General features: G+C 62.6%; 21 protein-coding genes. 16 read left to right on the top strand and 5 right to left on the bottom strand.

Annotated elements, in window-relative coordinates:
• Positions 1 to 451 precede the first annotated feature (451 nt).
• The 7 genes from AACQ43_RS08485 (at position 452) to AACQ43_RS08455 (ending at position 9,176) form a co-directional block, all read left to right on the top strand.
• Positions 452 to 1,345, top strand: a complete 894-nt coding sequence (locus AACQ43_RS08485; protein ID WP_076360132.1) for a DHHA2 domain-containing protein — start codon at positions 452 to 454, stop codon at positions 1,343 to 1,345.
• 360 nt (positions 1,346 to 1,705) lie between these two features.
• A complete protein-coding gene (locus tag AACQ43_RS08480) occupies positions 1,706 to 2,146 on the top strand; it encodes a universal stress protein (protein WP_146061611.1) in 441 nt (146 codons plus the stop codon).
• 214 nt (positions 2,147 to 2,360) lie between these two features.
• Positions 2,361 to 3,524 carry a macrolide transporter subunit MacA gene (gene macA / locus AACQ43_RS08475; protein WP_168966963.1) on the top strand — a complete coding sequence of 388 codons (1,164 nt, stop codon included), beginning with the start codon at positions 2,361 to 2,363 and terminating at the stop codon, positions 3,522 to 3,524.
• Positions 3,521 to 5,464, top strand: coding sequence for a MacB family efflux pump subunit (locus tag AACQ43_RS08470; RefSeq protein WP_146061613.1), 1,944 nt, complete (start codon positions 3,521 to 3,523; stop codon positions 5,462 to 5,464). The genes macA and AACQ43_RS08470 overlap by 4 nt, the downstream gene beginning before the upstream one ends.
• A complete protein-coding gene (locus AACQ43_RS08465; protein WP_168966962.1) occupies positions 5,461 to 6,834 on the top strand; it encodes an efflux transporter outer membrane subunit in 1,374 nt (457 codons plus the stop codon). The genes AACQ43_RS08470 and AACQ43_RS08465 overlap by 4 nt, the downstream gene beginning before the upstream one ends.
• 170 nt (positions 6,835 to 7,004) lie before the next feature.
• The gene (locus tag AACQ43_RS08460) at positions 7,005 to 7,811 is read left to right on the top strand and encodes a siderophore-interacting protein (RefSeq protein WP_168966961.1); all 807 of its coding nucleotides are present in this window, start codon (positions 7,005 to 7,007) and stop codon (positions 7,809 to 7,811) included.
• Between the two features lie 258 nt (positions 7,812 to 8,069).
• Complete coding sequence (locus AACQ43_RS08455; RefSeq protein WP_168966960.1) at positions 8,070 to 9,176, top strand: 3-deoxy-7-phosphoheptulonate synthase; 1,107 nt, start codon at positions 8,070 to 8,072, stop codon at positions 9,174 to 9,176.
• Positions 9,177 to 9,503: 327 nt separating this feature from the next.
• Here AACQ43_RS08455 and AACQ43_RS08450 read toward each other — a convergent pair whose 3' ends face one another.
• The 3 genes from AACQ43_RS08450 to AACQ43_RS08440 form a co-directional block, all read right to left on the bottom strand.
• The gene (locus AACQ43_RS08450; RefSeq protein ID WP_168966959.1) at positions 9,504 to 9,743 is read right to left on the bottom strand and encodes a hypothetical protein; all 240 of its coding nucleotides are present in this window, start codon (positions 9,741 to 9,743) and stop codon (positions 9,504 to 9,506) included.
• A gap of 15 nt (positions 9,744 to 9,758) precedes the next feature.
• Positions 9,759 to 10,169 (bottom strand): H-NS family histone-like protein, encoded by a 411-nt coding sequence (locus AACQ43_RS08445; protein WP_017410727.1) that lies wholly within the window; start codon positions 10,167 to 10,169, stop codon positions 9,759 to 9,761.
• A gap of 407 nt (positions 10,170 to 10,576) precedes the next feature.
• Positions 10,577 to 10,999: a GNAT family N-acetyltransferase gene (locus AACQ43_RS08440; RefSeq protein ID WP_168966958.1), complete on the bottom strand. Its 423-nt coding sequence runs from the start codon at positions 10,997 to 10,999 to the stop codon at positions 10,577 to 10,579.
• Positions 11,000 to 11,185: 186 nt separating this feature from the next.
• On the opposite strand from AACQ43_RS08440, the gene AACQ43_RS08435 reads away from it, so the two are divergent.
• From AACQ43_RS08435 to AACQ43_RS08425, 3 genes are all read left to right on the top strand, one after another.
• Complete coding sequence (locus tag AACQ43_RS08435) at positions 11,186 to 11,686, top strand: SRPBCC family protein (protein ID WP_076360148.1); 501 nt, start codon at positions 11,186 to 11,188, stop codon at positions 11,684 to 11,686.
• Positions 11,687 to 12,049: 363 nt separating this feature from the next.
• Positions 12,050 to 12,763: a winged helix-turn-helix domain-containing protein gene (locus AACQ43_RS08430; RefSeq protein WP_168966957.1), complete on the top strand. Its 714-nt coding sequence runs from the start codon at positions 12,050 to 12,052 to the stop codon at positions 12,761 to 12,763.
• On the top strand, positions 12,760 to 13,239 hold the full coding sequence (locus AACQ43_RS08425; protein ID WP_168966956.1) for a hypothetical protein: 480 nt from the start codon (positions 12,760 to 12,762) through the stop codon (positions 13,237 to 13,239). Before AACQ43_RS08430 ends, AACQ43_RS08425 begins: the two co-directional genes overlap by 4 nt.
• Positions 13,240 to 13,334: 95 nt before the next feature.
• On the opposite strand, the gene AACQ43_RS08420 is transcribed toward AACQ43_RS08425, so the two are convergent.
• Complete coding sequence (locus AACQ43_RS08420; protein ID WP_168966955.1) at positions 13,335 to 14,612, bottom strand: NAD(P)/FAD-dependent oxidoreductase; 1,278 nt, start codon at positions 14,610 to 14,612, stop codon at positions 13,335 to 13,337.
• A gap of 51 nt (positions 14,613 to 14,663) precedes the next feature.
• Positions 14,664 to 15,275 (bottom strand): HTH-type transcriptional regulator PuuR, encoded by a 612-nt coding sequence (gene puuR / locus AACQ43_RS08415; RefSeq protein ID WP_076360156.1) that lies wholly within the window; start codon positions 15,273 to 15,275, stop codon positions 14,664 to 14,666.
• A gap of 310 nt (positions 15,276 to 15,585) precedes the next feature.
• On the opposite strand from puuR, the gene AACQ43_RS08410 reads away from it, so the two are divergent.
• From AACQ43_RS08410 to AACQ43_RS08385, 6 genes are all read left to right on the top strand, one after another.
• Positions 15,586 to 17,049, top strand: coding sequence for an NAD-dependent succinate-semialdehyde dehydrogenase (locus AACQ43_RS08410; RefSeq protein WP_168966954.1), 1,464 nt, complete (start codon positions 15,586 to 15,588; stop codon positions 17,047 to 17,049).
• A 148-nt stretch (positions 17,050 to 17,197) separates the two neighbouring features.
• Complete coding sequence (gabT, locus tag AACQ43_RS08405; RefSeq protein WP_168966953.1) at positions 17,198 to 18,487, top strand: 4-aminobutyrate--2-oxoglutarate transaminase; 1,290 nt, start codon at positions 17,198 to 17,200, stop codon at positions 18,485 to 18,487.
• 235 nt (positions 18,488 to 18,722) lie between these two features.
• Positions 18,723 to 18,848 (top strand): hypothetical protein, encoded by a 126-nt coding sequence (locus AACQ43_RS08400; RefSeq protein ID WP_257622350.1) that lies wholly within the window; start codon positions 18,723 to 18,725, stop codon positions 18,846 to 18,848.
• Positions 18,845 to 20,188: an APC family permease gene (locus AACQ43_RS08395; RefSeq protein ID WP_076360162.1), complete on the top strand. Its 1,344-nt coding sequence runs from the start codon at positions 18,845 to 18,847 to the stop codon at positions 20,186 to 20,188. Before AACQ43_RS08400 ends, AACQ43_RS08395 begins: the two co-directional genes overlap by 4 nt.
• Positions 20,189 to 20,545: 357 nt before the next feature.
• Positions 20,546 to 20,695 carry a hypothetical protein gene (locus AACQ43_RS08390; protein ID WP_162901840.1) on the top strand — a complete coding sequence of 50 codons (150 nt, stop codon included), beginning with the start codon at positions 20,546 to 20,548 and terminating at the stop codon, positions 20,693 to 20,695.
• Positions 20,695 to 22,038: an APC family permease gene (locus AACQ43_RS08385; protein ID WP_041218484.1), complete on the top strand. Its 1,344-nt coding sequence runs from the start codon at positions 20,695 to 20,697 to the stop codon at positions 22,036 to 22,038. Before AACQ43_RS08390 ends, AACQ43_RS08385 begins: the two co-directional genes overlap by 1 nt.
• Positions 22,039 to 22,052 lie beyond the last annotated feature (14 nt).

Here is a 22,052-nt window from a genome sequence, read left to right as displayed (position 1 = left end):
CACTCCTTGGCGGTTTGCATGGTTACGGTCTCCCTGGCCGGGTTGGAGCATCCTTGTCGCTAACCAACCCGAGCCACAGTCTCATCTCTTTGCTTGCCCGCATCTCCTCTTCAACGTCTGCGGCGTGAACCTTGCGGCGATGGGCGAGCCCGCCGGCGCTTGCCACGCGGCCATCTCCTCCCGCTTGTCTCTCTGTCCGGGCTTGCCTCCCTCCCAGCCCTCATCTGCAGCCTTGGTCTGCCTCCCTGTCCTGCCCTAAGACGCTTCAGCAGCAGGAGTGTGCGCCCCTTTGACCACTGGATTTCGCCCGCCGCAGGGTGACCGGCGCCGGTTGCCATGAGCGGGGACGGCGCATAGAGTGAAACCAGAGCGGGGGCCAGCCCCTGTTTTCCCATTTGCCCCGCATACCTGATCTTGCCTCAGGTACGTCATCAACCGCAGGAATGGCACCATGCTCCACGTGTTTGGTCACAAGAATCCCGACAGCGACAGTATCTGTACCGCTCTGGTTGCCACCGACTGGCTCAATCGTCAGGGCCGCGCGGCCCAGGCCTATGCCCTCGGTGAGCCCATTGCGGAAACCCGCTTCATTCTGGAAACCGCCGGCGTTGCCGCCCCGCCTCTGCTGCAGGGCAGCGTGGCCAACAAGGAGGTGTTCCTGGTGGATTTCAGCGAGCTGGAGCAGGGCCCTGAAGGGCTGGCCGAGGCAGACGTGCAGGGTCTCATCGATCACCATCGCATCGGTACCCTCATCACCCGGGGCCCGCTCGATGCCTGGATCAGGGCCGTCGGGTGCAGCGCCACCGTGCTGCTGGAGCTGATGGGCTATGACACACTCTCCCGCGCCCAGGCTCGCCTGCTGCTGGGGGCCATCATCAGCGATACCTTCAGCCTCACCTCGCCCACCACCACGGCCCGCGACCGCGCCGCTGTCCATGCTCTGTTGCCGCTGGCCGATCTGGCGCTGGAGCCCTTTGCCCAGACCCTGCTGGAACGCCGCACCCAGCTCGGTGACGCTCCCATGACCGAGCTGCTTGCCGCCGACGAGAAGGCCTACCAGATCGCCGGCTACCAGCTCTATGTCAGCCAGATCTGCGTGATGGATCCCGCCCAGCTGCACAGCCGCCAGGCCGAGCTGGAACAAGCCATGCAAGAGCGGCTGATGCAGGACGAGCTGGATGCCTATGTGTTGATGCTGACCGACCTGGCCAAGGGGGGTAGCCAGCTCTACTTCGCCAGCAACGGCATTCTGCCCGAGCAGCCGACGCATCTGGTTGGCGCCGTCAGCCGCAAGAAGGAGGGATTGCCCTGGCTGACCCGCTATCTCTCCGGCGAACAGATCTGACCCCAGGCGGCGGGCCGGCAGATGCTGGCTCGCCGCAAACTCCTCTTTTCAGCCCCCTCACCACCCGCCTCACCGGCCCATTCACGGCGCTTCCCGGCCAGATAACTCATGCTTTGCTCACACTTTTAACGCCTCGTACCCCATTTTTCCGCCAAAACCCGGTTTTCCTTCATTTTCCATTCAACTCAGTCTGTTATGATGATGTAAACGAACATGGCCTGGCGATGCATCACCGACACGAGGTGACGCCTGCCGCACAGAGAGCCAGGTTCGTGCTATGCAACACATAGCGGGCACACTGTGGTATGGGACAGGCCGTTTGTCCCTAGTGACCCGCGCCATGCCAAGGGAGAACTGCTTATGACCTCAACCAATATTGTGCTGTTGCTGGAAGGCAAGGATTACGAGCAGGAGACGCTGGCCAAAGCGAGTCAATTGGTACAAGCCATGGGAGGCGAGCTGACCCTGCTGCACCTGACCCACAGCAGCAAGATGCGCCGCAAGAGCCTGTCGCTGTCGGAAGAGGAGCGCAGCGCCCAGGGCACGCTGGATGCCAAGGCCATCATCAGCGAACTCATCACCACCCTGCAGCACCCGGTGGATTACCAGTGTCTGGTGGTCGATGACGTGGTGCCCGACCTGAAACGCTGGCTGGCCGCCAACCCGACCGATCTGCTGCTGGTCGGCAGCCGCCACCACTGGATGGAAGGCTCCCTGGCCCGCCTGCTCATCTACAAGCTGCCGATCGACATCCAGATCTGCCACGAGCCCTACAGCGAGCAGCTCAAAGCCGTCGGTTGATGACCGGGGTGCCCACCCGGAGGTGGGCACCCTGTTGCCAGCTCCCTTGCGGGGTCCTTTTTACCCCGCCACCCCCTGCTTGCCCTCCTCATTGCCCCGGCCTAATGACAAGGCTATCTACATGTTTCCTTACATATTCATCGCTGTTTTTTAAGCCTCGTTTGCTGCAGGATATTGCCCTTGCACGCCTTCGTTCGCTTCTTTCAGGTGAAACATGAACATAACTCCCAAGCAGAGAAAAATTGCCCTGCTCGCCCTCGTCCCCCTGCTCGCCATCGGCTGGCTGATCTGGCCGAACAAGACGCCAGAGCCGGTGCTGACCGCTCAGGTGACCCGTCAGGATGTGGAGCAGACCGTGCTGGCCAGCGGGGTACTGCAGGCCATCGAGCAGGTGGATGTCGGTGCTCAGGTCTCCGGCCAGGTCACCTATCTCGCGGTAGAAGCGGGCCAGAAGGTCAAGCAAGGGGATTTGCTGGCCGAGATCGACCCGCTCATCGCCCAGAACAACCTCAAAACCGCCGAGGCGGATCTCGCCAGCCGCCGCGCCCAGCTCAAGATCAAGCAGGCCCAGCTCAAGCAGAACGAGCTGAGCTGGCGCCGTCAGCAGCAGATGTTCAGGCAGGAGGCGAGCTCGCGCGCCGATCTGGAGAGCGCCGAAGCCCTCCTGGCCGTGACCAAAGCCGAGCTGCAAAGCGCCCAGGCCGAGGTCGAGAATGCCCAGATCAAGGTGGAGCGAACCAAGACCGAGCTCGGCTACAACCGCATTCAGGCCCCCATGGATGGCACCGTCGTCAGCATTGTGACCCGTCAGGGCCAGACCCTGGCCGCCAGCCAGACGGTACCGACCCTGCTCAAGCTCGCCAACCTGGAGACCATGACGGTCAAGGCGCAAATCTCGGAAGCAGACGTCACCCGGGTCAAGGCCGGCATGCCGGTCTACTTCACCCTGATGGGAGACCCGGATACCCGCTACCACGGCACCCTGCGCACCGTCGAGCTGGCCCCCACCAACATCAACGAGCAAGCCACCAGCGCCACGGCTACCAGCAACGCCGCCGTCTACTACTACGCCCTGTTCGACGTGCCAAACCCGGATCACACCCTGCGGGTCGCCATGACCACTCAGGTCACTATCGTGCTCGGCGAGCGCAAGCAGGTGCTGACCATTCCGCAGACTGCCCTTGGCAAGAAGCTCGGGGAGAACGAGTACGAGGTCACCCTGCTCAAGGAGGACGATCAGAAGGAGACCCGTCGCATCAAGACCGGCATGAAGGACGACATCAAGATAGAAGTGGTCAGCGGCCTGAGCGAGCAGGAGAAGGTCACCCTGGGCCAGGGCAAGCCGGCCAGCAACAATGACGTGGAGATCATGCTGTGAGCGAGCCGCTGATCCAGCTCAAAGGGATAGAGCGCCGCTATCAGAGCGGGGAGCAGGAAGTGACCGTGCTCCATCCGCTCGACCTCACCATCGAGGCGGGGGAAATGATCGCCATCGTCGGCGCCTCCGGCTCCGGCAAGTCGACCCTGATGAACCTGCTGGGCTGCCTCGATCGGCCGAGCAGTGGCCAGTACCTGTTCCGCGGTCAGGATACCGCGACCCTGGATGCCCTCTCCCTCGCCCGGTTGCGCTGCCACCACTTCGGCTTCATCTTTCAGCGCTACCACCTGCTGCCGCACCTCAATGCCGCCGCCAACGTGGAGATCCCGGCCGTCTACGCCGGTACGCCACGGGCCGAGCGCCAGGCCCGCTCCCAGGCGCTGCTCACGCGGCTGGGGCTCAGCGATCGCAGCCATCACACCCCGAGCCAGCTCTCCGGCGGCCAACAGCAGCGGGTCAGTATCGCCCGGGCGCTGGCCAACGGTGGCGAAGTGATCCTGGCAGACGAACCGACCGGGGCCCTCGACAGCCAGAGCGGCAAGGAGGTGATGGCCATCCTCAAGGAGCTCCATGCCCAGGGCCACACCATCATACTGGTGACCCACGACATGGAGGTGGCCAACCACGCCGACCGGATCATCACCCTGAAAGATGGCCGGGTGCAGGAGGACAGCGGCCGCAAGCCAGCGGCCATCCCCGTGACTCCGACCGCCGTACCTGCCGGCAAGGAAGGGGCAGGCCACGGCTGGGATCGCTACCGGGAAGCGGCGCGCATGGCACTGCACGCCATGCTGGCCCACCGCATGCGCACCTTCCTCACCATGCTTGGCATCATCATCGGCATCGCCGCCGTGGTCAGCGTGGTGGCACTCGGCCAGGGTGCCCGCGCCAAGGTGATCGATCAGATCAATGCCATGGGCACCAACACCATCGATATCTTCCCCGGCAAGGATTGGGGGGACGAGAAGGCAGCCAGCATCCAGACCCTCAACAAGAGTGATCTCGACGCCCTGCTCGGTCAGCCCTATCTGGAAGGGGCCAGCCCCCAGATAGCCGCCTCCGGCCAGCTGCGCTATCGCAACAAGACCAGCAGCGGCAGCATAGTGGGAGTGGGCAGCGACTTCTTCCGGGTCAAAGGGATGAAGCTCACCAACGGTCGGCTGTTCGACAAGCGCGACATCCAGAACCGGACCGCGGTGGCAGTGGTGGATGGCAAGACCATCGAGAGCCTGCTCGGCAAGCAGGATCCGGTTGGCCAGGTGGTATTGGTCGGCACCCTGCCGGTGCGCATCATTGGCGTGGTGGAAGAGGAGACCGGGTTTGGCCGCAGCAGCCAGTCGGTGAACGTCTGGCTGCCCTACAGCGCCGTGATGAGCCGCCTCATCTCCCAGAACCACTTCAGCCAGCTCACCATCCGGGTCAAGGATGGGGTGCAACCGGCGCTGGCCGAGCAGGCCGCCATCGAGCTGCTGACCCAGCGCCACGGAGTGAAGGACTTCTTCACTTTCAGCAGCGACAGCATCATCAAGTCGGTGGAGAAAACCACCGCCACCATGACGCTCTTGGTCTCCGCCATCGCGGTGATCTCCCTCATCGTCGGCGGCGTCGGGGTGATGAACATCATGCTGGTGTCGGTGGTGGAGCGTACCCGCGAGATCGGCATCCGCATCGCGGTCGGCGCACGCCAGTCGGACATACTGCAGCAGTTTCTGATCGAGGCGGTGATGGTGAGCCTGCTGGGCGGCATGCTCGGGGTCGGCGTCTCCCTCTTCATCGGCCTGCTCTTCTCCCTTTTTGTGGAGAGCATCCAGATGCACTTCTCGCTCTTTTCCATCCTGATGGCGTTTGGCTGTTCCTCGCTCATCGGGATCCTGTTTGGCTATCTGCCCGCCCGCAATGCCGCCCGGCTCGATCCGGTCGAGGCGCTGGCGAGGGAATGACGATGTACCACTTATCCAAACTGGGGCTCTGCCTCACCCTGGCACTCGGTCTCGGCGCCTGCAGTCAGCAGAGCAGCTATCAGCGGCAAGAGCTGGCGCTGGCCGACCACTGGCAACAACCGGACGACGGCCTCACCCGGCAGCAGGCCGGCCCCTGGTGGCAAGGCTTCCACGATCCCGAGCTGGATCGGCTGATCGAAGCCGTGCTGGCTGCCAACCCGGACATGCAGGTCGCCGGCCTGCGCCTGCGCAGCGCCCTGCTCAGTGCCGATCTGGCCGACACCAACCTGACCCCCTCAGTCGATGCCAGCCTCGGCGGCAATGGCACCAAGAATCTGAAGAGCGGCAAGAGTGAAGGCAGCATGGGCCCCTCCCTGACCCTCGGCTACGAGGTGGATCTGTGGGGCAGGCTCGCCTCGGTGCGGGATCAGGCGAGCTGGGAGGCAGAGGCGTCCGCCCAGGATCTGGCCGCCACCCGCCTGATGCTGATCGGCAAGGCGCTCGAGCAATATTGGCAGCTGGCCTACCTCGGCTCGGCCATCACCCTGGGTCAGCAGCAGCTCGCCAACTATGAGCGCGCCGAGCAGCTGACCCAGACCAAGTACCGGGCCGGCGCCGTGACCCGGCTCGATCTGGTGCAGGCCAGCCAGCAGAAGGCCGGCAAGCAGGCGGAGCTCAGCTCGCTCCTGATGCAGCAGGAGCAGGCCCGCAACGCCCTGCGGCTGTTGCTCGGTCGCAGCAGCGGTCCGCTGGCATTCGAGCCCAAGGCGCTGCCGACGACCGCCATCCCCACCCTGGCGGTCGGCATTCCGGCCGATGTACTGGCGCGGCGCCCCGACGTGCGCGCCGCCGAGCTGCGCCTGCGCAAGACCCTGGCGAAGGGGGACGAAATCCGCACCGGTCTCTACCCCACATTGAAGCTGACCGGCGGCGCCAGTAGTAGCTCGGGTACCCTGACCCAGGTGCTGCAAAACCCGGTGGGCACCCTGGGCGCCTCGTTGGCGCTGCCCTTCCTCGAGTACAACAAGACACGGCTCGCCATCGCCGGTTCCAAGCTCGATTACCAGATCGCCGAAGCGGAGTTTCGCAAGCAGCTTTATGGCGCGCTGGTGGAGGTGGAAGATGGTCTGGCCGCCCGCCACCACGGCGAGCAGCGCCTGAACTACCTGGCCGAACAGCTGGACTTTGCCAAAGAGGCGGAACGGCTGGCCAGAGCCCGCTACCAGGCCGGTGCCACCGGGGTACAACCCTGGCTAGATGAACAGAACCGGTTGTGGGATGCCGAGCTTGCCCTGCTCGGCCAGCAGAAGGAGCAGCTCAACACCATGGCGAAGATCTACAAGGCGTTGGGGGGGAGCGACCGCAGCTGACCGGCCTTGTCTCATGCCCTCGCACCGCGCGAGGGCATCAGGCATCTCCCTTATTTTTCCCCTTGTGTTCCTTTCCCCTCGGCCAGGGTCTGACCGCTGGCACACAAAGCAATTGATAATAATTTTCATTTAATGAAAAATGGGCGCCATTATCAGTCAGGAGTATGCCCATGTCCCAGTCCGCCCCGGTCAATCGTCCCCGTCTGCTCACGGTCAAGCACATTCAGGATGTGAGCCCGCACCTGCGCCGGATCTGCCTGACCAGCCCGGAGCTCGCTGACTATCCCTTCACCTGTGGTGGCGCCCATATCAAGATCATGCTGCCCCAGCCGGGCCAGGCCCACGCCGTGCTGCCCACCCCTACCCCGCAGGGGCCGCGCTGGGAAGATCCAAGCCAGCGCCCCATCATGCGCACCTTCACCATTCGCGCATTTCGCCGCGAGGCGCTGGAGCTGGATATCGACTTTGCCCTGCACGGCGATGGCGGCCCCGCCAGCCGCTTTGCCAACGAGGTCAAACCAGGAGACCTGCTGGCCATCTCGGGCCCAGGTGGTCCGGATCCCATGCTGCAGCCCGCCAGCCACTACTACATGGTGGGGGATCTCACCGCCCTGCCCGCCATCAGCGCCATGGCCGAGGTGATGCCCGCCGATGCCCGCGGCCACATCGCCCTGCTGGTGCCCTATCAGGAAGATGTGCAGGATCTGTCGCTGCCCGCTGGGGTAACCCTGCGCTGGTTTATCGGCTCCCCCGAAGAGACGGCGCCGCTGGTAGAGTATTTCACCGCCCTGCCACTGGAGGAGCAACAGAGCTACTTCTGGTTCGGTGGAGAAGAGGGATTGGTGGTCCCCATGCGCCGCCACGTACGGCGCACGCTCGAGGTGGATCGCACCCGGGTCTACGCCGTGCCCTACTGGCGCCACGGCAAGGACGAAGAGGCCTATCACCACGCTCGTCACGACGTGATGGATAGCTAAATCAGCTGATTTTGTCCTTAAATATCAAGCCCATGGTCTGCCGGCCATGGGCTTGATTGCCATTGGTGCAATGCCACCCGTCTGCTCTCCCCCCATTCTGGTATGCCGCTCGGTTGTGCTTGCATTTGTGGCCGACAGCAAGATAATGATAATCACTCTCAACAATAACAGGTGATGACGCCCCATTGCAGCTCCCTCGCCCGGGTCCCGGTGTGGAGTGCACGTCATTCACTCCATTTGCACAGCAAGGTAATCCAGATGGCAGTCTTGAACTCGGTAATGCGCGCCTTCGCGGTGGAGGCTCTCCCCACTCCTGCCGACCTGTTGGCACTTCACCCCTGTCCCGCCGACCTGGCAACCCGGATCGATCAGCACCGTCAGCAGGTTCGCCAGATCCTGAGCGGGGAAGATGATCGCCTGCTGGTGGTCATCGGCCCCTGCTCCATTCACGATCCCCTCGCCGCCCTCGATTACGCCCGGCGGCTGGCGGTGCTGGCCCACGACTATCGGGATCGGCTGCAGATAGTGATGCGCACCTATTTCGAGAAGCCCCGCACCACAGTGGGCTGGAAAGGGCTGGTGTTCGATCCCCATCTGGACGGCAGCAACGACATCGGTCATGGCCTGCAGCTGGCACGCCAGCTGCTGCTCGACATCAATCAACTGGGGCTGGCCACCGCCACCGAGTTTCTCGACACCACCAGCTTCCTCTACCTGGCCGATCTCATCAGCTGGGGAGCGATCGGCGCCCGGACCACGGAGTCACAGGTGCACCGGCAGCTGGCCTCGGCCCTGCCCTGTCCCATCGGTTTCAAGAACGGTACCGATGGCAACATCCGGGTGGCCATCGATGCCATCCAGGCCAGTGAAGCCTCCCACCTGTTTACCGCCCCCGGCAGCCAGGGCGGCATGGTGGTGATCAAGAGTGAGGGCAACCCGGCCGGCCACATCATCTTGCGTGGCGGCACCCGCCCCAATTATCACCAAAGCGACGTGGAAGAGGCGGCCGAGCGACTGGCACGGCAGGGACTCACGCCCCGACTGATGGTGGATTGCAGCCACGGCAACAGCCAGAAACTGCACAAAAACCAGATCCGGGTAGCAGGAGAGCTCTGCCGCCAGCTGGGGGAAGGCAGCGACGCCATCGCCGCCGTCATGGTCGAGAGCTTCCTGCAGGGGGGCAGCCAGAAACCGGCGCCGCTGGCCGAGCTGGTGTATGGCCAGTCGGTCACCGATGCCTGCCTGTGCTGGGACGATACCCAGACGCTGCTCGCCATGCTGGCAGAGGCTGTCGAGACACGGCGCCAGCATCCTGGTCGGGCACAACCGGACATCACCCGCTGGCATGCCCAGCTGGCCAGTTGAACGACCATCAGCAATAAGGCTCCCGCTACGGGAGCCTTATTATTTTGCCGATATTCCTGCCCTGTCGACCGCTCGGGTCTACCGATTAAATGACCAGCTCACTCTTTTTCCATGCAAAGTACACTGACATTCGGATCCGGCTGGAATTAATAATATGTTGGCTCAGGTATTACCCACTGCTGACAACAGACAAGCCGTTCCCCCCGGTCAGGGTGGATAACCACACCGTAAAATCCAGCAGGTTGCGGAGCAAAAAAGAGACACGTCTTGCGGCTGACTTAATGCTTTTCCCATTGCCACATCATCAGCCAGCTAATACCCGACGGGCTATATGAGTCCAGATATGGCTAACATTCCGGTGATCACGATGACAACAAAAGCGTGCACAGGGAACAATGGGTACGACCATTTCCAATTAATCATTCCATCATGGGGCGACCAATTGACGTGCAGAGTGCCGGTCTGAATGCGACACAGCAAGGTCGTATCAGAGGCGTTGGGGAATTGACAGAAGGTATTTTTGGTGAGCACAAATAATAATGCCGCCTCATGGGCGGCATTATTCATGACTAATCCTGTGGATCAGATCAGGAAATCATTCAGATCCTTGCCCAGTGCCACTTGTTCGGCAATGGCTTTCGGCATGCGGCCCTGACCGGTCCAGGTTTTCTCCTGGCCATCTTCCTGGTACTTGTACTTGGCAGGACGCGGAGCGCGCTTGCTCTTGGTCGCACCAGCAGCGGCAGCCGGGGCGGCGGCGCTGTTCAGCAGCTCACGGGGATCGATACCGGCCTGCTGCAGCATTTCAGTGAACTCGCTCAGCTTGCGCTGACGCTCTTCCTGTTCGGCACGCTCTTGTTCAACAGACTCGGCACGCTCGTTATATACCAGCTCGAACTTTTCTTTTGCTTCTTGCAGCTGTTCAAACGGCAATTCACGGATGGCAGCGCGCAGGCTGCGAATGTTCAGCAGAACTTTCAGAAACTCGTTCATTACTTCCTCACAGAATTATTTTTGTTTGTCACAGGGATAACACAGCTTGAGAATAGCACGGCTGTTTGATGACAACATAATGATTTTATAGCCGCTGTCACTTTCTTAACAAAAAAGTGGCTGAATATACCGCTGACTTTATTCAGCCATTCCCCATTACGTCACACCAGCTCCACTTTTGCCATGCATTTCCCCATTCCGAGCATGGCAAATAGCGCAGATATGCCTCGCTATATTTTCTATCACAGTTGCACGCGCTATTTTCACAATTGGCTACGGTTGTTAAAACCTGACTCATCCACATGAGACTCAAGGTAGACGATTGACACTATATATTGCCGGCAGCTCGCCACTGCCGGAGATCCCTCTCTGACCCCCTGATGGAATAGATGCTGGGATTTGACGCACTATTCCAGGATCAACCGCCGCCAGGGGCCGGTGATCTCGCAGTGGCCGGTTTCTGCCGTATTCTGCCACCCCAGCCGATGATAAAAGGCCAGCGCCGCCGTGTTGTGGGTCGCCACCTTGAGCGAAGCAGGCTTTTGAAAAGAGGCCAACCCGTGATCCAGCAGGGCCCGTCCCACCCCCTGCCCATGCCAGTCGGCCGAGACATACAGGTGGTGAACGAAGCTGTCCTCTCCCCAGATGGAGACAAACCCGCAAGGCGCCCCACCCTGCTCGGCTACCCAGATTTGCTCGCCCCGGGTCTGCTCGTCAAAATCTTCCAGCCGAAAATGAGCGGGATCGACCCAGTGAAAAGTCTGCCGCCGCCCTTTGAGAAACAGCTGTGCCAACTGGGGAATATCCGTCTCTTGCATGACTCTGATCATCAAAGCGTCCTTGTCATTGTGACTGCCTGACCCCACTCTCGATGGAACACAGGCACTGTGTCAAATCGCACGGGCATAATAGTCTCTCGGCGATGGCAGGGGTGTGACACACCTCTGTCCATTTCATAAGCCATGGGACTATACTGCCTGAGTCCCATGTATGGATGGTTTGAGGCTCGCTGATTTATGGATAACAAGCAGATAGAAGGCAACATCTTTGTTCCGGCCCATATCGACGATGTCTGGCGCGCCTGGACAACCGAGAGTGGCCTGCGCAGTTTTCTTGCACCGGAGTGCCTGATGGTGCCCGAACCGAATGGTCCCTTCGAAATCTATTTCAGACCCGATGCCCCGCTGGGTGAACGTGGCAGCGAAGGTTGCCGGGTGATGGCCGTCATGCCCCACGACCTGCTCAGCTTCAGCTGGAATTTCCCACCTTCCCTGCCCCACATCCGCCTGCAGAAGACCCAGGTCAGCCTGCGCTTCGTGCCGGAAGGCCAGGGTACCCGGCTCTACTTCCTGCAAACCGGCTGGGCCAACGACCCGGACTGGGATCAGGGCTACGCCTATTTTCGCGAAGAGTGGCTGGAAGTCAGCCTGCCGCGTCTGCAATACCGCTTCACCCACGGCCCCATCGACTGGAACAACCCGCCGGACAAGCAGCAACTGAAATCCTTGGCTCAGTAAGAGCCCATATAAAGAAGAACACCGCCAGCAGGCGGTGTTCTTCTTTATGCAAGGTCGATGCAAGCGGACTTACAGCAGAGCGGCGGCACGGTCAATTACTGTGCTGGCCAGAGCACCGACACTCTCTTCGCGGGTCGCTTCAGTGGCTATGGCACCTTGCTCGGCATGCATGCAGCTCGTTGATTCGTGCCATCCTGCCACGGGGTGAGCGCCTGTCATCCAGTGCCCGCCCCTTGCCTCTCTCCCCCGTGGGGAGCCAGCCTCGGCGGCCCCATCTCCCCCTTGACAAGGGGGGACGCCCCCGTCAGATTTCACCTTCTACCTATTAATAAGCAACATCATCTGCGAGACGATCACCGCGCCATGGATCCGGATCACGCCCCTCACCTGCATACCTTCGGTCGCTTTGTTCTGGATTCGAAACAGCTCACCCTGACCCGCTCTCAGGATGGAAACCCAACCAGCGTGCGCGTATCTGCCGCGGAGGCGCGTCTGCTGCACTTCTTTCTGACCCATGCCGGCAGCCTGCACAGCAAGGAGACCCTGCTCGCCATCGGTTGGGACGGGCGACCGGTGAGTGCCAGCTCCCTGCCCGTGGCCATTGCCAACCTGCGCCGCTATCTGGATACCCCGGAGCAGGAGGCGGTGATCCGCACCTTGCCCCGCCAGGGCTATCTGTTGATGTTGTCGTCCGCCGCCATGCAGGCCATCCCCACAGCCAGCACGCCCTCCCTCCGTGAACCTGCCAATCTCTCTGCCAACCCAGCGCCCCTGCCGGAGGTGGACGAGCCTGTCGCCGCCCTGCCCGTTGCCGCTTCCCGGGATGCTGCCCCCATCCTTTTGCCACGCTGGCAACAATGGCTGCTGCTCGGGGTGATGGGGTTGTTTCTCGCCTTGCTGCTGCTCACCGGCCTCTATCTGAGCGCAACCTGGGTCTCGGTGCGCTGCGAACCGGCCGGTCAGGGCACGCTCTGCCGAACCCAGAAAGCGGCATCCCGTCTGCCCACTCCAGCTGCAGGCGAGATCTGGCTGATGGTCGGGGAAGAACAGGCCAAATTCGAGGAGAAGAAGCCATGAAACGCGCCGCCCTGACCCACCTGCTCTTCGGGCTCAGCGCCACCGGCATGATGCTGGTGGGCCTGGTGCTCATCAACAGCCTGGGCTGCAACTACGAGATGCACCTAGCCTCCAAGGAGGCGGATTACTACGCCGTCTGCCGAGCCGGGAAGTTCACCGTCATCGAGCGCGACCGCTACACCAAGGCGAAGTGGATGGTGAGCGCCTATCAGGCGGTGCTCGGCAACCAGCTCATCTTCCTGGTGACGGATCGCACCCTCATCGAGCGGCCCGACAAGCAATCGGCGCTGAGCGACATCAATCAGGTGGAGGGCACCTTCAGCATGCCCCTCAACTACGGCTGGCAGATGATCACACCAGAGCAGATCGCCATCTTCCAGCACTCGCCCCACCCCGAGCTATTGCAGGGCCACTTCGAGGGCTGGCTCGACTTCTACCACAAGTTCTGGCCGGCCACCCCGCTGCGAGCGCAGTAACCACTGACTCGCCGCCAGGGCTCACAAATCTCTCAGTTGCCAAACAACAAGGCCACCCCAGGGTGGCCTTGTTGTTGCTATGGACTGCCTGGCAATCACACCCCCAGCCGGTCGCGCAGGGTGTACCAGGCGGCGCCGGCGGCGGTGAAGGGGATCCGGAACAGACGGCCACCCGGGAAGGGGTAGTGCGGCAGTTTGGCGAACGCATCGAAGCGCTCCGCCTGACCGCTCAACACCTCGGAGAGCAACTTGCCCGCCAGATGGGTACAGGTAACACCATGGCCGCTGTAGCCCTGCATGTAGTAGATGTTGGGGCCGATACGACCAAACTGCGGCAGGCGCGACAGGGTGAGCAGGAAGTTGCCGGTCCAGGTGTATTCCACCTTGACGTCCGCCAGCTGGGGGAAGGTTTTCAGCATCTTGGGGATGATCAGCCGCTCGATGTCCGCCGGATCTCGCGCCCCATAAACCACGCCACCGCCATAGATCAGCCGGTGATCACCGGAGGTACGGTAGTAGTCGAGCAGATAGTTGCAATCTTCCAGGCAGTAGTTTTGCGGCAGCAGCGAGCGGGCCCGCTCCTCTCCCAGCACCTCGGTGGCGATCACCTGGGTGCCGCAGGGCATGCTCTTGCTGGCGAGCTCGGGCACCAGATTGCCGAGGTAGGCGTTGCCGGCCACCACCACGAAGCGCGCCTTTACCGCCCCCTTGGCGGTCTTGACCAGCGCAGGCGTGCCCGGGGTGATGCTGGTGACGGCGGACTGCTCAAAGATCTTGCCACCCTGCAAGCGGATAGCCTCCGCCTCCCCCAACGCCAGGTTGAGGGGGTGGATGTGGCCGCCGCTCTTGTCGAGCAGGGCGCCGACGTAGCGATCGCTCGCCACCACCTCGCGCACGCCGTCGGCATCGAGCAGCTCCAGCTTGTCGTTGCCCCACTTCTCCCAGCGCGCCTTCTGCGCCTTGAGCTCGTGCAGCTGCTTCTCGGTCTCGGCGGCGAACACCCCGCCCTCCTGCAGATCACACTGGATGTTGTAGCGTTTGATCCGCTCACGGATAATCTGGCCCCCCTCAAACAGCATGGAACCGAGCAGCCTGGCCTGATCCGGCGGGCAGTTCGCTTCTATGGTGTCGATGTCGCGGCTGTAGGAGTTGACGATCTGGCCGCCGTTGCGACCGCTGGCGCCAAAACCCACCCGGGCCGCCTCCAGCACCACCACCGAATAGCCCTTTTCCACCAGGTGCAGCGCGCTGGAGAGGCCGGTATACCCCGCCCCGATGACGCAGACGTCGCACTCCAGCTGTTCCGTCAGCGTCGGATAGGGCGCGTGTTTATTGGCACTGGCTGCGTAGTAACTGTTTACATGTTCGGTCATGATCCCTGTTTCCTTACCGGTTCTTTTCCCAAACGAGACGATGTCTCGGCACTAGAAGTTGGCCGGGGTGTGAGCGCTGACGATGCGACACACCTGCCCCGACGGATTGCTGAAACTGTGGGGCTCGCCCGTGTCGATCACGTAGCTGTCCCCGGCGCTGAGCGGATAGGCCTGGCCCGCCACCGTCAAGATCACCGATCCCTCCAGCACGGTGCCCACCTCCTCCCCCAGATGCGTGACCTGGCCGCCGGTGTCGGTACCGGGGGCGTAGGTCTCCAGCATGAAGCCGAGCTGGCGGCGGTTGTTGCCGTTGTGTACCAGCTTCATGGAGACCCCCTGGCTGCCCAGCTCGATCAGCTGCTCGGCCTTGATCACCACGCTCGGCGTACCGCCCTCCTCTTCCGCGAAAAAACGCGACAGCGGCAGTTCATAGACACTGAGCAGCTTTTGCAAAGAGGCCACCGAGGGGCTCACCTTGTCCTGCTCTATCATGCAGATGGCGCCATGGGTCAGCCCACTCAGCTCGGCGACCCGCCGCTGGGAGAGCCCAAGCCGCCGCCGGGTCGCCGCCAGACGCTCACCCATGCTCTGCGCCACCCCTTTGCCCGTCATGGGATTGTCGGTCATGGACTGCCAGCGCGTCTCGCCCTGTGATTGCTGCATTCGGCCACCTCCCTGTGTGCCTGTCAGGTGCCAGCTGGGCACCCGGTTAAAATAGCGAGTCAACCTGACCGGCCTGTTTGTTATCCTGCACAGCACATGCCGTTCATTATTTTGCACACCCTGCACCGCAAAAACCGGTAAAATCGCTCCAACAGCTCCATTTCTAGCACGCGAGACACAGTTTACTCAAATATATTTAACACTTGAAAAACATTTCAGCTCAATTTATGGTCTTCCTGTGCTTATTATTCTATACGGTGGCGGCACAGGATGAGCCGGCCCCCTGACCCACAATCGAGGCTTGCTATCTATGTCAGCATCACAACCCGCACTCTCCCTGATCAAATCCCTTGCCTATATAGATGGCCGCTGGTGTGAAGCCGGCGGCGGACGCCGGTTCGAGGTGCACAACCCGGCCACCGGTCAGGTCATTACCCAGGTGCCCGACATGGACGAGGGTGACACCCGCCGCGCCATCGCCGCCGCCCACGCGGCCCAGCCCGGCTGGGCCGCGCTCACCGCCAAGGAGCGCAGCAACCGGCTCTACGCCTGGTTCGAGCTCATCATGGCCAACCAGGAGGAGCTGGCCCGCATCATGACCTGCGAGCAGGGCAAGCCGCTGGCCGAGGCCAAGGGGGAAGTGGCCTACGGCGCCAGCTTCATCCAGTGGTTCGCGGAAGAGGGCAAACGCGCCTACGGCCGCACCATTCCGGGCTTCTCCAGCGATCGCCGGCTGGCCACCATCAAGCAGCCGGTGGGGGTGGTCGCCGCCATCACTCCCTGGAACTTCCCCATCGCCATGATCACCCGCAAGGCGGGCCCGGCGCTGGCAGCCGGTTGCACCATCGTCATCAAGCCGGCCGCCGAGACCCCGCTCTGTGCCTTGGCGCTGGCGGCACTGGCGGAGCAGGCAGGCATCCCGGCCGGAGTCATCAACATCGTCACAAGCCATCAGGCCGCAGCGGTGGGCAACGAGCTGTGCAACAACAAGACGGTGCGCAAGCTCTCCTTCACCGGCTCTACCCGCATCGGCAAGCTGTTGATGCGCCAGTGCGCCGACACCATGAAGAAGCTGTCGCTGGAGCTTGGCGGCAACGCCCCCTTCATCGTGTTTGACGACGCCGACCTCGACGCCGCCGTTGCCGGCGCACTCGCCTCCAAATACCGCAACGCCGGCCAGACCTGTGTCTGTGCCAACCGCATCCTGGTGCAAGCCGGCATCTACGACGCCTTCGTCGAGAAGCTCACCGCCGCAGTCAAAGCCTTCAAGGTGGGCGATGGCATGAGCGAGGGCACCCAGATAGGCCCGCTCATCAACCCGGCCGCCGCCAGCAAGGTGGCCGAGCTGGTCAAACAGGCCACCGCCGCCGGCGCCGAGCTGCTGCAGGGGGGCGAAGCCCACCCCGCCGGCCCGCTCTTCTACCAGCCCACCATTCTGGGCAAGGTCGATAAAGCCAACCCCATCCTGCAGGAGGAGATATTCGGCCCGGTGGCGCCGCTGGTGCGCTTCGAGACCGAAGCCGAGGCCATCGCCCTGGCCAACGACACCCCCTATGGTCTGGCCGCCTACTTCTATGGCCGCGACATCGCCCGCGTCTGGCGGGTGGCCGAGCAGCTTGAATACGGCATGGTCGGCATCAACGAGGGGATCATCTCGACCGAATTGGCCCCCTTTGGCGGCATCAAGGAATCGGGCCTCGGTCGTGAAGGGGCGGCCGAGGGGCTGGAGGAGTACCTCGAGACCAAATACCTCTGCTTCGGCGGCATCCGCTAGGCAGTCACATCTTGCGCCGGCGGCCGGGCCTGCAACAGGGGCCCGCTACCCGCCGGCGCAGCCATATCAGTTCACAAGGACGAAGTGAGTGCTCCCAAGGGGCCTCGCCACATTGAGACAGGGGCCCCCGGCCCCTCAGGGAGGAAAGATGAGTCAGTCAGCATCAAACAAGGCGTGGCAAGCGCGCCGTGAAGCGGCCGTGGTCAACGGCGTCGGCACCCTGCTGCCGGTGTTTATCGACCGGGCGCAAAATGCCGAGCTGTGGGATGTGGAGGGCAACCGCTACATCGATTTTGCTTCCGGCATCGCCGTGCTCAACACCGGCCACAACCACCCGAAAGTGGTGGCCGCGGTGCGCGCACAGCTGGAAAAATTCAGCCACACCTGCTTCCAGGTCACCCCCTACCCCGGCTATATCGAGCTGGCGGAAAAGTTGAATGCCCTGGTGCCCGGCCCTACCCCGAAGCGTACCCTGTTTCTCTCCACCGGCGCCGAGGCGGTGGAGAACGCCATCAAGATCGCCCGCGCCCACACCGGTCGCAGCGGCACCATCGCCTTCAAGGGGGGCTTTCACGGCCGCACCATGATGGGGATGGCGCTCACCGGCAAGGTGGTGCCCTACAAGACCGGCTTCGGCCCCTTCCCGGGAGAGGTCTATCACCTGCCCTTCCCGAGCGACTACCTGGGGGTGAGCGAGGCCGATGCGTTGGCCGCGCTGGATCTCTGCTTCAGCTCGGATATCGAACCGACCCGGGTGGCCGCCATCATCATCGAGCCGGTGCAGGGTGAAGGGGGCTTCTACCCCGCCTCCGCCAGCTTCATGCAGCGCCTGCGCCAGCTGTGCGATCAGCACGGCATCCTGCTCATCTGCGACGAGATCCAGAGCGGTTTCTGTCGCACCGGCAAGACCTTCGCCACCGAATATGCCGGCATCGAGCCGGACATCATGACCCTGGCCAAGAGCCTGGCCGGCGGCTTCCCGCTCTCCGCCGTGGTGGGCAAGGCGGAGGTGATGAACGCCGCCAAACCGGGTGGTCTGGGCGGTACCTATGCCGGCTCCCCCATCGCCTGCGCCGCTGCCCTGGCGGTGCTGGAGGTGATCGAAGAGGAGCAGCTCAACCAACGTGCCAACGCTCAGGGCGAGCAGATCAAGGCCCGCCTGCAGCAGCTGGCGGAGCGTTTTGACTGCATCGGCGACATCCGCGGCCCCGGCGCCATGGTGGCCATGGAGCTGGTCAAGCAGCGCGATGCGGCCAGACCGGATGCCGACCTCACCAAGCGGCTGGTGGCCGAGGCGGGCAAGCGTGGGCTGGTGCTGCTGGCCTGCGGCGTGCGCGCCAACGTCATCCGCTTCCTGGCGCCGCTGACGGCCTCTCCGGCCCTCATCGACGAGGGGCTGGATCTGCTCGAGCAGGCCCTGCTGGCAGCCCAGGGCTGATCAGAACCGCAACATCCGCTCATCAGTGCAAAAAAATGCGTTTTTGCCCCCTTGATATGCTTGTCAAGGGGGCAACACGAATGCACAATGCGCCGCCGCAACAAAGGACCGACCACTTGCTGAGTCAGGTTCTTTTTTTACGGCAAACAAATCCACAACGAGGCCGGAACCGACCGGAAATGATAGCGAGATGGGTTGCCATCTCACGACACCCGCTTCTCTAGTGAGGAACACCATGGGGTATTTCACTGCTTTCCTGCCGGCCCACGCCGGTCTGCGCCGCCTCTCTGGCGCCCCCTATGCCCAGGTTGATACCGTCAGCCTGATCCCTTCGGCCCGGATTGAGGGGAAAGCACAATGAATGCCCAACCCGTCGGCCTGAAAAAAAGCCTCAAACTGTGGCACGTGGTCATCATGGGGCTGGCTTACCTGACCCCCATGGCTGTGTTTGACACCTTCGGCATCGTCACCGAGATCACCGAAGGCCATGTGCCCACCGCCTACCTGTTCGCCCTCATCGGCATGCTGTTCACCGCCATGAGTTACGGCCACCTGGTACGCAAGTTTCCCTCGGCAGGCTCCGCCTATACCTATGCCCAGAAGGTGTTTCACCCTTACGTGGGTTTCATGGTGGGCTGGGTCTCCCTGCTCGACTACATGTTCATGCCGATGATCAACATGTTGCTGGCCAAGATCTACATGGAGGCCCTGTTCCCGAGCGTGGAACCCTGGACCTACATTCTCGGTCTGGCCACCGTCATGACCCTGCTCAACCTGCGCGGCATCAAGCTGGTGGCCAACTTCAACAGCCTTATCGTCATCATGCAGTTCAGCATCATCGCCGTCTTCATCGGCCTCATCGCCTGGGGTGTCTACCATGGCGAGGGGCTCGGCACGGTGGCGAGCAGCCGTCCCTTCTTCTCCGAGCACATGAATATGGCCCCCCTGCTCACCGGCGCCTCCATTCTCTGCCTGTCGTTCCTCGGCTTTGACGCCATCACCACATTGAGCGAAGAGACCCCGGACGCCTCCCGGGTGATCCCCCGCGCCATCGTGCTGACGGCGCTGATCGGCGGCGTGCTGTTCATCTCCGTCTCCTACTTCCTGCAGCTGTTCTTCCCGGACATCTCCCGCTTCCAGCAGCCGGATGCGGTGCTGCCGGAGATCGCCCTCTATGTGGGCGGCAAGCTGTTCCAGGCGGTGGTGCTGGTCTGCACCACGGTGGCGGTGCTGGCCTCCGGACTCGCCTCCCACGCCGGCGTGTCACGCCTGCTTTACGTGATGGGGCGGGATCGCGCCCTGCCGAGCCGCTTCTTCGCCTACGTTCACCCGACCTGGCAGACCCCGGCCCTGAACGTGCTGCTGGTGGGGGTACTGGCCCTCTCGGCGGTGTCATTCGACCTGGAGATGGCGCTGGCGCTGATCAACTTCGGTGCCCTGGTGGCCTTCACCTTCGTCAACCTGGCGGTGATCGCCCACTTCTACGTCAAGCTCGGTCACAACAAGACGCTGCGGGACCATCTGGTGTTCCTGCTGCTGCCCCTGTGCGGAGCCGCCTGCATCGGCGTGCTCTGGCTCAACCTGGAGCCGGCCTCCTTCGAGCTGGGGCTGATTTGGGCCGCTCTCGGCGCCCTCTATCTGCTGCTGCGGCTCACCGTGTTCCGGGTCCAGCTGCGCCGGCCCGAAACCGACGCTTCTTAAGCCTCCTTTGCATTCACCGCGCCCGCCCTCTGCGGGCGCTTTTTTTTACCCCTGTCAGCCCTGCGCAACAGCCATTTTCGCGCTGGGCCTGCGTCGCTGCAGCCCCCGTCAACACTGGCTGCCAGCCAGATGGCACAGCCCAACCTGACCCAGGTCAACAAAATCCCCCGACCGGGGCTTTTTTGCTTGTTTCCTCCCCCCCCTGAGGGCACAATACGCCGCCCCTGAGAGCCGATGTTTTTTGCAGCATCGGTTCTTCGTTTTTTAGGGGAAAACCACATTCACCAAGAGGCCGGACTTTGTACCGGAATTGATATCGAGATTGCCAGGCAATCTCCCGACGTTGTGAGGAAAAACATGGGGCATTTCACTGCTTTCCTGCCGGTGCCCGCCGGCGTACGCCACCCGTCTGTGCTGCAGACCGGCGTCCCCTGTGTCCAGCGACGCGCTGCGTCCCTGATCCCGTCCCCCTTCGCCGACCTGGCGATCGCAGAGGAGAAAGCGTGATGGCCGGTGCCAAGCTGCTCAAGACGCTCACCCTCTTCCAGGTAGTGGTGATGGGTCTGGCTTACCTCACACCCATGGCGGTATTCGATACCTTTGCCATCGTCGGTGACATTACCGAAGGCCGCGTCGCCACAGCCTATCTGCTGGCGCTCGGCGGCATCCTGCTGACCGCCTTCAGCTACGGCCATCTGGTGCGCCGCTTCCCCTCCGCGGGCTCGGCTTATACCTATGCCCAGAAGGTGTTCAACCCCTACATCGGTTTCATGGTCGGCTGGTCCTCCCTGCTCGACTACATGTTCATGCCGATGATCAACATCCTGCTGGCCAAGATCTACCTGACCGCCATGTTCCCCGGCGTCGAGCCCTGGATCTTCATCTTCGGTCTGGTGACCGTGATGACCTTCCTCAACCTGCGCGGCATCAACCTGGTGGCCAACTTCAACGGCGTCATCGTCTTCATCCAGCTCGCCATCATCACCGTCTTCCTCGGCCTGATGGGCTGGGGCATCTATCACGGTGAAGGGGCGGCGACCCTGCTGAGCAGCCGGCCGTTCCACTTCGAGTCGGCCGGCATGGTGCCGCTGTTTACCGGCGCCACCATCCTCTGCTTCTCGTTCCTGGGCTTTGACGGCTTGAGCTCGCTCTCCGAAGAGACCCCCAACGCCGGCAAGGTGATCCCGCGCGCCATCGTGCTGACCGCGCTGATCGGCGGCATCATCTTCGTGGCCGTCTCCTACTTCCTGCAGCTCTACTTCCCGGATCTGGCCCGCTTCAAGGAGCCGGACGCCGTGCTGCCGGAGATCGCCCTCTACGTCGGCGGCACCCTGTTCCAGAGCGTGGTGCTGGTGTGCACCACGGTAGCCGTACTGGCCTCCGGCATGGCTGCCCACGCCGGCGTGTCGCGCATCCTCTACGTGATGGGGCGCGATCGGATGATCCCGGAGCGGGTATTCGGCTACATCCACCCGAAATTCCGCACCCCGGCCATCAACGTGCTGATGGTGGGCGCCCTGGCGCTCTCCGCGGTATCGTTCGATCTGGACATGGCGCTGGCGCTGGTGAACTTCGGTGCCCTGGTGGCTTTCACCTTCGTCAACCTGTCGGTCATCGGCCAGTTCTGGGTACGCGAGAAGCGCAACAAGAGCCTCAAGGAACACCTGCTGTTCCTGGTGCTGCCACTGCTGGGCGCCGCCACCATAGGCGCGCTCTGGATCAACCTGGAGCAGAGCTCGCTGGAGCTGGGCCTGATCTGGGCCGGCCTTGGCGTCACCTACCTGTTCCTGCGCCTCGCGGTGTTCCGCATCCCCTTCCGTCAGTACGAAGAGGCGGCCGACTCCCAGTAAGGGCGACGAGCAGA

The organism is Aeromonas sp. DNRA1 (assembly GCF_963888745.1).
Lineage (GTDB): Bacteria > Pseudomonadota > Gammaproteobacteria > Enterobacterales > Aeromonadaceae > Aeromonas > Aeromonas hydrophila.
Note: the sequence above shows the minus strand (reverse complement) of the source record. Positions and strands in the feature narration are given on the sequence as shown.